The organism is Actinoplanes sp. NPDC000266 (genome assembly GCF_042899005.1).
Lineage (GTDB): Bacteria > Actinomycetota > Actinomycetes > Mycobacteriales > Micromonosporaceae > Actinoplanes.
This window is the reverse complement of record NZ_JBIAZI010000006.1, coordinates 252163-265293: the sequence shown is the minus strand read 5'-3', so window position 1 is coordinate 265293 and position 13131 is coordinate 252163. Positions and strand designations below refer to the sequence as shown.

General features: G+C 70.0%; 14 protein-coding genes and 1 tRNA gene. 12 read left to right on the top strand and 3 right to left on the bottom strand.

All coding sequences use genetic code 11. The annotated features are described in order from the left end of the window. Positions 1–26: 26 nt before the first annotated feature. Complete coding sequence (locus tag ACFY36_RS25475) at positions 27–503, top strand: DUF2975 domain-containing protein (protein WP_499748438.1); 477 nt, start codon at positions 27–29, stop codon at positions 501–503. After that, positions 503–730, top strand: coding sequence for a helix-turn-helix domain-containing protein (locus tag ACFY36_RS25470; protein WP_499748437.1), 228 nt, complete (start codon positions 503–505; stop codon positions 728–730). The genes ACFY36_RS25475 and ACFY36_RS25470 overlap by 1 nt, the downstream gene beginning before the upstream one ends. Here the strand turns inward: ACFY36_RS25470 and ACFY36_RS25465 are convergent. Next, positions 711–2414: an ABC transporter ATP-binding protein gene (locus ACFY36_RS25465; protein ID WP_499748436.1), complete on the bottom strand. Its 1704-nt coding sequence runs from the start codon at positions 2412–2414 to the stop codon at positions 711–713. The two genes, ACFY36_RS25470 and ACFY36_RS25465, sit on opposite strands and share 20 nt — an antisense overlap. 61 nt (positions 2415–2475) lie before the next feature. On the opposite strand from ACFY36_RS25465, the gene ACFY36_RS25460 reads away from it, so the two are divergent. Beyond that, on the top strand, positions 2476–3027 hold the full coding sequence (locus ACFY36_RS25460; RefSeq protein ID WP_499748435.1) for a TetR/AcrR family transcriptional regulator: 552 nt from the start codon (positions 2476–2478) through the stop codon (positions 3025–3027). On the opposite strand, the gene ACFY36_RS25455 is transcribed toward ACFY36_RS25460, so the two are convergent. Next, positions 3009–3081, bottom strand: a tRNA-Arg gene (locus ACFY36_RS25455). The genes ACFY36_RS25460 and ACFY36_RS25455 overlap by 19 nt on opposite strands. A gap of 33 nt (positions 3082–3114) precedes the next feature. On the opposite strand from ACFY36_RS25455, the gene ACFY36_RS25450 reads away from it, so the two are divergent. Continuing rightward, positions 3115–3747 (top strand): TMEM175 family protein, encoded by a 633-nt coding sequence (locus ACFY36_RS25450; protein WP_499748434.1) that lies wholly within the window; start codon positions 3115–3117, stop codon positions 3745–3747. On the opposite strand, the gene ACFY36_RS25445 is transcribed toward ACFY36_RS25450, so the two are convergent. Then, positions 3735–3953 carry a hypothetical protein gene (locus ACFY36_RS25445; RefSeq protein ID WP_499748433.1) on the bottom strand — a complete coding sequence of 73 codons (219 nt, stop codon included), beginning with the start codon at positions 3951–3953 and terminating at the stop codon, positions 3735–3737. The two genes, ACFY36_RS25450 and ACFY36_RS25445, sit on opposite strands and share 13 nt — an antisense overlap. A 41-nt stretch (positions 3954–3994) precedes the next feature. On the opposite strand from ACFY36_RS25445, the gene ACFY36_RS25440 reads away from it, so the two are divergent. The 8 genes from ACFY36_RS25440 (at position 3995) to ACFY36_RS25405 (ending at position 13049) form a co-directional block, all read left to right on the top strand. Then, positions 3995–4675 carry a TetR/AcrR family transcriptional regulator gene (locus ACFY36_RS25440; RefSeq protein ID WP_499748432.1) on the top strand — a complete coding sequence of 227 codons (681 nt, stop codon included), beginning with the start codon at positions 3995–3997 and terminating at the stop codon, positions 4673–4675. Positions 4676–4711: 36 nt separating this feature from the next. Then, positions 4712–5257, top strand: coding sequence for a SigE family RNA polymerase sigma factor (locus tag ACFY36_RS25435; RefSeq protein WP_499748431.1), 546 nt, complete (start codon positions 4712–4714; stop codon positions 5255–5257). After that, positions 5254–5970, top strand: coding sequence for a hypothetical protein (locus ACFY36_RS25430; RefSeq protein WP_499748430.1), 717 nt, complete (start codon positions 5254–5256; stop codon positions 5968–5970). Before ACFY36_RS25435 ends, ACFY36_RS25430 begins: the two co-directional genes overlap by 4 nt. 184 nt (positions 5971–6154) lie before the next feature. Then, complete coding sequence (locus ACFY36_RS25425) at positions 6155–6508, top strand: hypothetical protein (protein ID WP_499748429.1); 354 nt, start codon at positions 6155–6157, stop codon at positions 6506–6508. Positions 6509–6656: 148 nt separating this feature from the next. Next, complete coding sequence (gene pstC / locus ACFY36_RS25420) at positions 6657–7664, top strand: phosphate ABC transporter permease subunit PstC (RefSeq protein WP_499748428.1); 1008 nt, start codon at positions 6657–6659, stop codon at positions 7662–7664. Further along, positions 7661–8962 carry a phosphate ABC transporter permease PstA gene (pstA, locus tag ACFY36_RS25415; protein ID WP_499748427.1) on the top strand — a complete coding sequence of 434 codons (1302 nt, stop codon included), beginning with the start codon at positions 7661–7663 and terminating at the stop codon, positions 8960–8962. Before pstC ends, pstA begins: the two co-directional genes overlap by 4 nt. Continuing rightward, positions 8959–10647 carry a phosphate ABC transporter substrate-binding protein PstS gene (gene pstS / locus ACFY36_RS25410; RefSeq protein ID WP_499748426.1) on the top strand — a complete coding sequence of 563 codons (1689 nt, stop codon included), beginning with the start codon at positions 8959–8961 and terminating at the stop codon, positions 10645–10647. Before pstA ends, pstS begins: the two co-directional genes overlap by 4 nt. Continuing rightward, a complete protein-coding gene (locus ACFY36_RS25405) occupies positions 10644–13049 on the top strand; it encodes a hypothetical protein (RefSeq protein WP_499748425.1) in 2406 nt (801 codons plus the stop codon). The genes pstS and ACFY36_RS25405 overlap by 4 nt, the downstream gene beginning before the upstream one ends. Positions 13050–13131 lie beyond the last annotated feature (82 nt).

The following is a 13131-nucleotide window of genomic DNA, read 5'->3' as shown; positions in this document are numbered from 1 at the left end:
GATAGGTAACGAGCGATAGTCGATGTATGTTCGAGCATCGGGCTGTCGCGCCCCTCCGTGTCTTCCTCGCCGTCCTCTTCGCGGTGCTGATCTTCTTCCAGACCGTGGCGCTGCCGGGCCAGTTCGCGTCCATGGCCCGGGAGGCGCCCGACGGCGCCTATCTGCGATGGCCGGCCACCATCGTCACGATCTTCTGGGTGCTGTGCGTCCAGGCCGTCATCGTGGCCACCTGGCAGCTGCTCACCCTGGTCAAGAAGGACCGGATCTTCACGCCGGCCTCGCTGGTCTGGGTCGACGTGATCCTCTGGGCCTTCGGCGCGGGCTGGGTGACGCTGGTCGGCGTCTTCCTCTACGTCGGGTTCAAGGCCCAGGACCCCGGCCTGCCGCTGCTGCTCTTCCTGGTCACCACCGGCGTCACCGTGCTCGGGCTGCTCATCACCGTGCTGCGCGCCCTGCTGCGGCAGGCCACTACGCTGCGGACCGACATGGAAGCGGTCATCTGATGCCCATCGTGGTGCGCATAGACGTCGAGCTGGCCAAACGCAAGATGAGCGTGGGCGAGTTCGCCGAGAAGGTCGGGCTCACCCCGGCCAACGTCGCCGTGCTCAAGAACGGCCGGGCCAAGGCGGTCCGCTTCAGCACCCTCGAGGCGATGTGCCGGGTCCTCGAATGTCAGCCCGGCGACCTGCTGGAGTTCGTCGACGACGGCTCTACACCGGAGCTGGAGTAGCGATCCGCAGCGCCTCGATCAGGCCGCGGTAGAGGTCGTCCGAGGCCAGCAGCGACTCGTGCGTCCCCTCGGCGCGGACCCGCCCGTCCTGCATCACGATGATCCGATCGGCGTCGATCACGGTCGACAGCCGGTGCGCGATCGTCACCACGGCCGAGTCAGAGGCCTTTTCCCGTACGCATCGATGCAGCGCCGCCTCGGTCAACGCGTCGACCTGGGCGGTGGCCTCGTCCAGCAGCAGCACGGACGGTGAGCGCAGCAGGGCCCGGGCCAGCGCGATCCGCTGGCGCTCGCCGCCGCTGAGCTCGGCCCCCGAGATCGAGCTGTCCAATTTGGCGGGCAGGCTGGCGACCTTGTCGCGGAGGATCACTCTCTCCAGCACGTCCCACAGGTCGGCTTCGCTTGCGTCCGGCTGGCTGAGCAGCAGGTTCTCGCGGATGGTGCCCGGAACCACGGGGGCTTCCTGCTCGACGTACGCCAAATGGTCTCTGATCTCCTCATGGGTCAGGTCTTTGTACGACCGTCCATGCAGCAGAACCTCGCCCTCCTGTGGGTCGAGGAAGCGCAGGATCAACGAGAACAGCGACGTCTTGCCCGCGCCGGACGGCCCGACGATGGCGGTGTGACCCCTCCGGTCGACGCGGAGCGTGACGTCGTCCAGCGCCGTCGTGCCGCCGTAGCGCAGCGTCACATCGCGCATCTCCAGGACGGGCGCTTCGGTGATCACCTGCGTCGCGCGCGGTGAGGACGTCTCCTCGTTCATCGCGTAGACCTCGCTGATGCGCCGCGCGGCCGCGATGCCCGACTGCAGAGCGGTGACGTTCTGGGTCAGCTCGCCGATCGGCCCCATCAGCTGGAAGGCGTACAGCAGGAACGCGATCAGGCTGCTGACCTCAAGCAACCCGGCGTCGGCCCGCCACGCGCCGACCCCCAGGACGGCGATCACCGCGAACGAGACGCCGCTCCAGGACACCGTCCAGACCCACGCGGCCCGTTTCGCGGCTCGCACATTGTGCGCCGCCGCCCTGCGGGCGTCGTCTTCGATCCTCGCCTGCTGTCGCGTCTCGGCCCGGCTGGCTTTCACCGTACGCATGGCCCGCAGCGTTCCCTCGAGCTCGCCTCCCAGTTCGCCCACCGCGTCCTGCGCCGCCTTCTGTGCGCGGCTGATCGTGGGCAGCAGCACCGCCATGACCGCGCCGATCACCAGGACTGCCCCGAGCGTGCACATCAGCAGCACCAGGTCGAGCGTGCCCATCAGCACCAGCGTGGCGACGAAGGCGAGACCCGCGTTGATCAGGCCGACGATGCTCGACGAGGCCGCGTGCAGCAGGCCCGGATCGGCCGTGACCCGGGTGACCAGCTCGCCGGCCGGGCGCCCGGTCAGCTCGGCCAGCCGGGCCCGGAAGTAGCGCTGGATGACCGAGACCCGCGCGTCGAGCACGACCTGCTCGGCCAGCGTGCCCATCAATATCCACTGCCACAGCCCGATCACCGCGCCCACGACGACGAGCGCGAGCAGCAGGGTGATCGGCCCGGCCAGCGCACCGCCGTCACCGAGTGTGTCGATGATGCGCTTGGTGGCGAGCGGGGCTGCCAGGTTGGCCGCGTTGGCGACAAGTCCGAGGAGCAGTCCGAGAGCGAGAACCGGCCAGTGCGGCCGGAGGAGGCGCAGGAGAATCTGCATGTTCTGTAGTGGAACACAGGTGTTCCATGACGGGCAATGCCAATTCCCGTAAGGTATGCGCGTGACCTCCGGCATCAAGAACCGCACCCGGCAGGCGATCGTCGACGCCGCGATCACCCTGCTCGCCGGCAACCCGGCCTGCTCCCTGGGCGACATCGCCGCCGCGGCCGAGGTCGGGCGCACCACCCTGCACCGCTACTTCGCCGAGCGGGCCGACCTGATGGCGGCCGTAGCCGTGGAGGGCGGCGAGCGCCTGACCAGGGCCGCGCGCCTGGCCGAGCTCGACAAGGGCACCGGCGCCGAGGCGCTGCTGAGGCTCTGCCGGGAGTATTTCGACCTGGGTTCGCTGCTGTCGCTGGTCTTCAGTGAGCCCGAGGGCGCGTGCGTGGACGAGGGCGAGCAGGCCGACCTCGAGGCGGTGATCCGCCGAGGCCACGCCGACGGCTCCATCGACCCGGTCCTGCCGGCCGACTGGGTGATCAGCCTGCTGTGGTCCCAGCTTTACGCGGCCTGGTCATATCTGGGCGAACGCCCCGAGGCCTCACGCCATCACGTCCTGGATCTGCTGACCAGGACGGTGGCCAATGCCGTCCGTGGGCCCGGCGCGATTTGAACGCGCGACCTACCGCTTAGGAGGCGGTTGCTCTATCCACTGAGCTACGAGCCCGTCCACGCGAGGGTACCAGTGCATACTGGCGCGATGTCTGATGCGGTCGAGGAGGAGTCGAGTCCCGAGCGCCTTGTCCTGTTCACCGATGCCGTCGCCGCTATTGCGATCACCCTGCTCATCCTGCCCCTGCTCGAAACCGTCACGGCCGCCGGCGAGGAAGACCTTCCGCTGAGCGAGCTGCTTCGCGCCGATCGCGCCGAGTTCGCCGGTTTCCTGCTGAGCTTCGCTGTCATCTTCCGCTTCTGGTGGGCCCATCACCGCGTCTTCCGGCACGTCACCCGGCTCCGCCCGCCGATCGTGCTGCTGAGCGCCCTCTGGACCCTGGCCATCGTCCTGCTGCCGGTCCTGACGTCGGTCATCACCACCTATCCGCCCTCACCCACGACTGTGGCCCTCTACGTCGGCACGCTGGTGCTCTCGAGCGGTTCGCTAACCGCCCTCACCGCGTACGTCATGACCCACCCCGAGGCCAGCGCCGGCCGTTCCCCGGCCACCCGCGAGGCGCTCCTCGGCAACGGGGTCGTCTTCGTCGCCCTGCTGCTGGCCGCCATCATCGGTTCCGTCTTCGCCGACACGATCAACTACTGGGCGATCCTGCTCATGCTTCTCGGCGGGCCGGTCGAGCGCCTCATCAAGTCGCGGTGGCGGGCTCAGCCCAGATAGACCTCCACGTCGTAGAGCAGGCGCACCGGCTCGCCGTTGGTGACGCCGACGAAGACGGGCTCGCCCGCGGGCGTACGGCCAAGTCTCACTACTTCGGCGCGGGCCGCGTCCCGCGAGGGACGGTCGACCTTTCCGGCCTGATGGAGGGCGAGCACCTTCTTGGCGGCGCCTCGAGTGCTGTCGATCTGGACCCGTACGAGAGGCATGCAGCCAACTTAACGTTGTCAAGGCACGTTATCGTGGTTCAGTGCCGACAACCGACAGCATCTGGCTCCGGGCCGAGCCCGAGCGGCCCCGCCGTTCGCCGCCGCTCACCCGGGAGCGCATCGTCGAGGCGGCGATCGCGATCCTCGACGAGCGGGGCCTCGACGGGCTGACCATGCGCTCGCTGGCGCAGCGATTCGATGTCAGCGCGACCGCGCTCTACTGGCACGTCCGCACCAAGGACGACGTGCTCGACCTGGCGGTCGACGAGATCTTCTCCGAGGTATGCCTCCCCACCGCGACCGACGACTGGCGGGCCGACGTGCGGGTCCTGATCCACGGGTGGCGTGAGGCCATGCTGCGTCACCCCTGGTCGGTCACCCTCATCGGCCGCCCGATGCTCGGCCCGAACGTCCTCGCCCGCACCGAGTTCCTCCAGGCCGCGCTCGTCCGGGGCGGTCTCGGCGGGCACGAGCTGGCCGTGGCCACGCACCTGCTGGCCAACTTCGTGATCGGCGCCGCGGTGACCGGTGCCGCCGCGACCGGAGCGTCCGCGACTGAGGGCCCCGCGGCCGAGGTTGGTGTCGACCCGCGGCAGGCGCGCCGGCGCATCACGGCCGACCCTGGGGCCTATCCGACCCTGGCCGCCTCCGGTCATCTCGACCCCGACCAATGGGGCGAGGGCGACCTTTTCGCGAGTGGTCTCGATGTCCTTCTCGGATAAATGCAACCCCGCCGCGCGTGGAATCGTCATCGGGGCGTGAGACGAGACAGCGGCTCGGGCAGAACCGAGCGAGACGAGCAGTTCCACGACTTCGTGGTCGGCCGGCGCCCTCGCCTTCTCCACACGGCGACCCTGCTCACCGCGGGTGACACGCACCTGGCGGAGGACCTGGTCCAAGCGGCGCTGACGAAGCTCTACGTCGCGTGGCCGGCCTTCCAGCGGGCGCACAACCCCGACGCCTACGTCCGCCGGGTGCTGGTCAACGCGCTGATCGACGAGCGGCGGCGGATCTGGCGGCGGCGGGAGCGGCCGGTGGCCGAGCTGCCCGAGGTCGCCTTCTCCGAGGCCACGGGCGACGTGGGCGAGGTCGTTCAGCAGGCGCTGCGCGCGCTGCCGCCGCGCATGCGGGCGGCGGTGGTGTTCCGCTACTTCTACGACCTCGGTGTCGCCGAGACCGCGGACGCCCTCAACTGCTCCGAAGGCAACGTCAAGAGCCAGACCGCCCGCGGGCTGGACCGTCTCCGCACTGCGCTCGACTCGGCGCAGACCACCTTTCTGAGCAGTCAAGGAGCCACCCGATGAGCGACCTGCGTCGTCATTTCGAGAAGATCGCGGGCCCCACGCCGGAGACCACCACCACCGCGGCCCAGGCAGAGGCCGACCTCGGCCGTGGCCGCCGGGCCCTGCGCCGCCGGCGCACCGTGCAGTCGATCGCCGGCTCCGCGTTCGGCGTCGCCGCCCTGGTCGCCGTGTTCGCGGTGGCCACGTCCGGCGGGCCCGGCGAGTCGGCCCCGCCGGTCGCCATCAAAGAGAAGACCCCGGTGGTCCAGCTCGTCGCCTACAAGGGCGAGCAGCCCAAGGGCTTCACCGTCGACAAGGTGCCGTCGGGCTGGTTCATCCAGAACGACGACAACTACTCGCTGGTCTTCGCCCCCGAGAAGGCCAAGAACCCGGGACCGGACGTCAACCCGTCCTCGGACGCCGGCCAGATCTACAACCCGGCCAGCTTCGTCGGCAAGATCGTCGTGATGCTGGAGTCGAAGGACCAGAGCGGCCCCGGCCGCGAGGGCAAGACGGTCAAGGTCGGCGACCAGCAGGGCCTGCTCCTCAAGAGCCTGAACGGCGAGACCCCCGCCCCCGACAGCGACACCGGCTGGGAGCTGTGGGTCAAGCAGCCCTCCGGCATCTACATGATCATCCAGGTCTGGGAAGGCCTGGGCCTGAGCGAGAGCCAGATCGTCGAGCTCGGCGCGGGCGTCCACGTCCACGAGGGCGCGCAGCAGGGCGTCGGCTGACAAGTCCACTTCGTACAGGTAAAAGGCGTCGCCGTCACGGCGGCGCCTTTTGCGTGTCTCGCCTCGCCTGTTCACCGATTGTGCGTCGGTCGTGTACGCGCCGTCGGCCCGCCGTGGACGATCACTGCCGACGATCAGCGCGTTTTCACAGGCATAAAAGCAGGCATAAAAATAGGCGGATCCCGTGTCGGCAGCGCGCTTTCGTATCCTCGAACTCCAGCCCGGCCGGATCGGCTGGCGGCTGCTGGCGATCAACAACCGTGATCTCGGCCGGGCCGCGGCCGCCTTCCCCGACGTACGGACGTGCCGCGCGGCCGTGGTGTGGCTCCAGGAACACGCCGCCGAGCTGCGCGTGCTGACCGTGCGCACCGGCCCGACGAGCTGGGGCTGGCGCATCCTGGCCGGCGGCTCGGCCGTGGCCGTGTCCAGCCGTGACTACCACCGCCGCATCCAGGCCGAACAGGCGGCGGCGATCGTGCTCGCCCTCATCCCGGGTGCCGAACCGGTGCCCGACGGCGACGGTGTTCTGGCCATCTGAGCGGATTGGCACGACTGACCGTATTCGGTTCAGCGCATGGCGTTCAGTTCGTCCGTCGTTCACCGGAGCCCGGGTTTACGGCCAACCGGCCCCGTTTCTCTGAGCGCGCACACCTGTGCCCTTGGTGTGCGGAAGCTGGGAGTGTCCTATGACGAGCACGTTGCTCGACGCCGCCCCCGTGCGGGAGCGGCGTCGCCGGCCGAGGCCCTCGGGCGGCCCGGACCGGGTGTTCCGCATCGTGTTGCGGCTGGCCGGTGTCGCCGTACTGGTGCTGATGTCGCTGGTCGGCGCGTTCCTGCTGAACAAGGCGATCAGCGCGCTGCAGCTGGCCGGCTGGTCGTTCCTGACCACCGAGAAGTGGGAGCCCGACGCGGGCGAGTTCGGCATCGCGGCCGTGCTCACCGGCACCCTGCTCATCGCCGGCGTGGCGATCACCATCGCCGTGCCGCTCGCCACCGGCATGGCCCTCTACGTCTCCGAGTACGCCCCGCGCCGGCTGCGCCGCTTCCTGGTCGGCCTGATCGACCTGATGGCGGCGGTGCCGAGCGTGGTCTACGGCCTGTGGGGCTTCAAGTTCCTCCAGGGCCACGTGATCGGCCTGGCCCGCTGGATCTCGACGTACTTCGGCTGGATCCCGATCTTCAAGGTGGACGGCGCCGACCCGCGTGACCCGCTGGCCACCGAGACGGTCTACACGTCGTCGACCTTCATCGCCGGCATGGTGGTGGCGCTGATGGTGGCCCCGGTGATCTGCTCGATCATGCGGGAGTCGTTCTCGCAGGCGCCGATCGGCGAGCGCGAGGGCGCGTACGCCCTGGGCGCCACCCGCTGGGGCATGGTCCGCTCGGTGATCCTGCCGTTCGGCCGGGGCGGCATGATCGGCGGCACGATGCTCGGCCTGGGCCGGGCGCTGGGCGAGACGATCGCGGTCTACCTGATCATCTCGCCGGTCTTCGTGATCCAGCCGCATGTCCTGCAGAACGGCGCGAACTCGGTCTCGGCCCTAATCGCCCTGCGCTACGGCGAGTCCACCACGATGGCGCTCTCGGCGCTGATGGCGGCCGGTGTCGCCCTGTTCGTGCTGACCCTGATCGTCAACTTCGCGGCCGGTTCGATCGTGGCCCGCAGCCGCTCCGGCGCCGAGAGCGACTCATGAGCGCCGCCACGGCCGGGGATCCGGGACACGAGGAGCGCCGCAACACGGCCACCCTGCGCGGCGAGGACGTGCTGGCCGCGCTCGGCGCCGGCGTCGCCGCGATCTGCCTGACCGTCCTGATCTTCTACTGGATCGCGCCGTTCTCCGGCCTGCTCGGTTTCATCGTCGTGGCCTTCGGCATGTTCCTGGCCCTCTACGCCGCGCTGCTCTGGCTCGACGGCAACGGCCCGGCGGTGCGCGACCGGCTCATGTCGGCGATCGTGCACGGCCTGGCCGCGCTGCTGCTCATCGCCCTGATCTTCGTGGTGACCTTCACCGTGGGCAGCGGCCTGAAGGCGCTGGTGCACCTGAACTTCTTCACCCAGGACCTCACCCACGCCGGGCCGCTGGCCCCGCTGACCCAGGGCGGCGCCCTGCACGCGGTGGTCGGCACGCTCGAGCAGATCGGCATGGCCCTGATTGTGACCGTGCCGCTCGGCCTGCTCTGCGCGCTGTTCCTGTCGGAGACGCGCGGCGGTTTCACGCGCTTCGTCCGCACGATCGTCGAGGCCATGACGGCGCTGCCGTCGATCGTGGCGGGCCTGTTCATCTACGCCACGGTGGTGCTGCGCACCTCGAAGTCCGGCTTCGCCGCCGCCCTGGCCATCGGCGTGATGATGCTGCCGATCATGGTCCGCGCGGCCGACGTGGTGCTGCGCCTGGTGCCGGGCCCGCTCAAGGAGGCGTCGCTCGCGCTGGGTGCCAGCCGCTGGCAGACGGTACGCCACGTCGTCCTCCCGACCGCCCGGCCCGGCCTGGCCACGGCGATCATCCTGGCCACCGCCCGCGGCATCGGCGAGACCTCACCGGTGCTGCTGACGGCCGGCTACTCGATCGCCCTGAACGCCAACCCGTTCCGCGATCCGCAGGTCTCCCTGCCGCTGGCCACGTTCACGCTGATCAAGTCGCCCCAGGCCGGCGACGTCGCCCGCGGTTACGGCACCGCGGCCGTGCTGCTGGCCCTGGTCCTGCTGCTGTTCATCATCGCCCGCCTGATCGGCGGCCGGGGCCCGCTCGACCTGTCCGCCCGCCAGCGCCGCGCCCGCGACCGCGCCTCGGCCCGCGACATGACCCGTTTCGCCCGCCGCAACCCGTACGCCGTCCCCATCCCGCACCCCGCCCCCAACGGCGCCCCGGTTCCGCAAGCCGGCTTCGGCGGCGTACCCGCCCCGCACGCCGGCCTCGGCGGCACCACCACCCCGCACCACATGGCCGAGCGCCGTGACCCGGAGATGCCGGCAAGGGAAGAGGACAAGTGAGGAAGTTCGGACGTGCCCTCGTCGCGGCGGCGACCGCGCTGGCTTTGATGATGATCGGGGCCCCGCCGGCCCGGGCCGACACCTATGTGCCCGTCACCGGCGCCGGCTCGACCTGGAGCGAGAACGCCATCCGGCAGTGGGCGTCCAATGTCGAGCAGTACGGCATGCGCGTCAACTACGACGGCACCGGCTCGACCAACGGGCGCAACCAGTTCGCCAGCGGCCTGACCGACTTCGGCGTCTCGGAGATCCCGTACGGCAAGGACGACGGCGCCTCGACCGAGGCCCGCCCGAAGTTCCCGTTCGCCTACATGCCGATCGTCGCCGGCGGCACCGCCTTCATGTACAACCTGAAGGTCGGCAACAAGCTGGTCACCAACCTGCGGCTCTCCGGTGACACCCTCGCCAAGATCTTCACCAACGTGATCACGGTGTGGAACGACCCGGCGATCAAGGCCGACAATCCGGGGCTGGCCCTGCCCGCCCGCAAGATCGTGCCGGTGGTCCGCTCCGACGGCTCGGGCACGACCGCCCAGTTCACCACCTGGATGAGCAACCAGTACCCGAGCATCTGGAACGCCTACTGCGCCAAGGCCGGCCGCAAGAACCCCTGCGGCGTCACCTCGCTCTACCCGGTCATCCCGGGCAGCGCGACCACCGCCCAGTCCGGCTCGCAGAGCGTCGCCGGCTATGTGGCCCAGGACGGCAGCCAGGGCGCCATCACGTACGTCGAGTACTCGTACGCGCTCTACGCCAAGTTCCCGGTCGCCAAGATCCGCAACGCGAGCAACTACTACATCGAGCCGACCGCCCAGTCGGTCGCCGTGGCCCTGCTCGCCGCGCAGATCAACACGAACAAGAACTCGCCCGACTATCTGACCCAGGACCTGCGCCCGGTCTACAACTACAAGGACAAACGCACCTATCCGCTGTCCTCCTACAGCTACATGCTGATCCCGGTCGACCAGGAGAACTCACGCTTCAAGGTGGCCAAGGGCAAGACGCTCGGCGACTTCTCCTACTACTTCCTCTGCGAGGGCCAGCAACAGGCCGATCAGCTCGGCTATTCGCCGCTGCCGATCAACCTGGTCAAGGCCGGTCTCGAGCAGGTACGCCGGATCCCGGGCGTGGCCAAGCAGAACGTGAACATCCAGAAGTGCAACAACCCGACCTTCTCCAAGGACGGCACCAACACCCTGGCCAAGAACGCGCCCTTCCCCTCCGAGTGCGACAAGGCCGGCGTCACCCAGTGCAACAACGGGACCGGCGGCGCCAAGGCCGACACCCCGACCACGGGCGGGGGTAAGAAGCCCACCGGTACGACCGGTGGCGGCGCCGACAAGCCCACCGGTGGCGCCAAGACAGCGACCCCGACCAAGGGCGCGACCGCCGGTGTGGCCGCGGGTGGCGGCGGAACACCCACGGCCGGCAATGTGGCCGGTGGCGGCGCACCGGCCGCGATCGATCCCGACACCGGTCAGGCCATCGGCGGCACGGGTGGCGGTGACGGCACCGGCAGCATCGACAACGCCGCCGCCATCCCCGTCTCGGTCGGCACCCAGGTCGACGGAACGCTCAAGACCGTACTCATAGCCCTGGCCTGTGCCCTTCTGATCGGCCTGACCGTGGGCCCGCCCCTGGCCGCCCGCCTGCTCGACCGGGACAACCGGGGAGACCGGCGATGATCCGGCGGATCATGGCCGCGGTGTTCGCGATCGCCCTCATCGGCGTCGTGACGCCCTCCACGGCCGGCGCCGCCGAGGGCTCGGCCGTGACGGTCTCGGGTGAGGGCGAGTTCGCCGACCTGAAGGTGACCGTCGCCCAGACCACCAACCTGATCAACCAGGTCGTCACCGTGTCGTGGACCGGCGGCAAGCCGACCGTCGACGTCGGCGTCTACCTCGACTACCTGCAGATCATGCAGTGCTGGGGCGACGACGCCACCGGCCCGCGCCGCGACCAGTGCCAGTTCGGCGCGCTCTACACCGACACCCGCGGCGGCACCTGGACCGGCTCACGGCAGGTCAGCTACGGCGGGAGCCTCGTCGACAAGAAGGAGACGCTCGAGCCCGAGGACGGCCAGCCCGCGTACGTGCCCTTCACCTCGGTGAGCGGCGGCGTCTCTACCGGCAGCGGCGGCGGCGAGTTCTTCGACGCCACCACCACCAACGAGATCCCGTACGGGCGTACCCGGCCGAACGGCACCGGCGAGGAGTTCTTCGAGGTGCAGACCGCGACCGAGGCCCCCGGCCTGGGCTGCGGCGCCAAGCTCACCGACGGCACCGGCCGCTCCTGCTGGCTGGTCATCGTGCCGCGTGGCCAGACCGAGGTCGACGGCACCACCGGCGACGCCCGCCCGCACCGCTGGCTCGACTCGTCGCCGCTGAGCGCCACCAACTGGGCCCGGAAGATGGTCGTGCCGCTGAAGTTCCAGCCGCTCGGCAGCGTCTGCCCGATCGGCTCGGCCGAGCGACGCACCGTCGGGGCCGAGGCCATGACCGAGGCGATGCTGCGCTGGCAGCCGACCCTCTGCGCCGGCGGCGGCCGGGTCTTCGGATATTCGCAGGTCACCGATGACCTGGCCCGCAACCGGCTGACCAGCAAGGATCCGGGCCTGGTCTTCCTCAACAGCCCGGCCGTCCAAAATCCCAAGAATCCGCAGCTGTACGCCCCGGTCGCCGTCTCCGGGCTGGCCATCGCGCTCAATGTGGACTGGCAGTCCGGGTTCGACGCCACCGACGAGGACCGGCTCAACGAGGGCCGGCGCATCACCGGCCTGAAACTGACACCGCGGTTGGTGGCGAAGCTGCTCACGCAGTCGTATCTCTCGGGGGCGGACAACAGTCGTACGTCCATCGCCGGTAATCCCATGACCGTCAGCAGCGATCCCGAATTCCTGAAGTACAACCCTGACTTCGCCAAGCAGCTGGCCGTGCCGATCGGCGACATGCTGGTCCCGCTCGGCCAGAGCGACCTCGCGAAACGGCTGTGGGAGTGGGTGCTGGCCGACCCGGACGCCAAGGCGTTCCTGACCGGCACGAAGGACCCGTGGGGGATGAAGGTCAACCCGGTCTACTCGGCGCAGAGCTGGCCCCAGGAGACGTTCCCCAAGAGCGACCTCTACTGCGTCAAGCTGCGCAGCGACGCCGGCGACGAGCGGGACTGGTGCACGCTCGACATGCACCCCTACACCAACAACATGCACGACGCGGCCCGCTACGCCAGCCGCGGCGACGCGCTGGTCCGCAACGTGACCGCCCGCGACAACGTCGGCAACGTCATCGGCTGGAAGAAGGGCGCCCCGCAGGCCCCCGGCAAGCGGGCGCTGCTCGCCGTCACCGACATGGCCACCGCCGACCGCTACGGCCTGCCGACGGCCCAGCTCCAGAACTCGTCCAGCGCGTTCGTCGCGCCGACCACCGAGAGCATGCTGGCCGCGGTCGGCACGATGAAGTACTCCACGGCGATCCCCGGCACCCTCGAACCGGACCCGTCCCGAAACAACGCCGCCGCCTATCCGCTGACCACCGTGCTCTACGGCGCCACCGCGCCGCTCGCGATCACCAAGGACGCCGGCAAGGACTACGCCGACCTGCTGCGCTACGCGGCCGGCGCCGGGCAGACCCCCGGCGTCGAGCCGGGCACCCTGCCCTACGGCTACGCACCGCTACCGTCCGAGTTGCGAGCTTTGACGAATGGGATCGCCGACGTCGTCGAGAAGTACGCGGGCGCGACCGTGGCCCCACCGACCACGTCACCCTCCACACCGGCCCCGTCCGGCGGCGGGGGCGTCTCGGTGGACGACCCAGTGCTTCCCCCGGCGAAGCCGGCTTCCTCGCCGACGCCGACCACCACTTCTCCAGGGGTGCCGTCCGGCGGGTCGCGGCCGATCGCGGCCGTGCCCTCACCCAAACCAGCCGGTCACGGCGACCCGGTACCGGTCGCCCAGGCCAACGCGACACCCGCCCATCGGCTCGGCAACGCGCGCTACGCGCTGGTGGCGGCGATCGCCGTCGGCGCCGTGGCCGCGCTGGCCGGACCGGCCCTGCTCCTGGCCGGGCGGGCCCGCTCGCGCCGCACCAAATGAAACGTCCGTGGCCAGGAGAGGGAACTCCTGGCCACGGCACCCGGCAGTTGGCGCTGCCGGTAGCGGCCGGGCACCAGCCCGG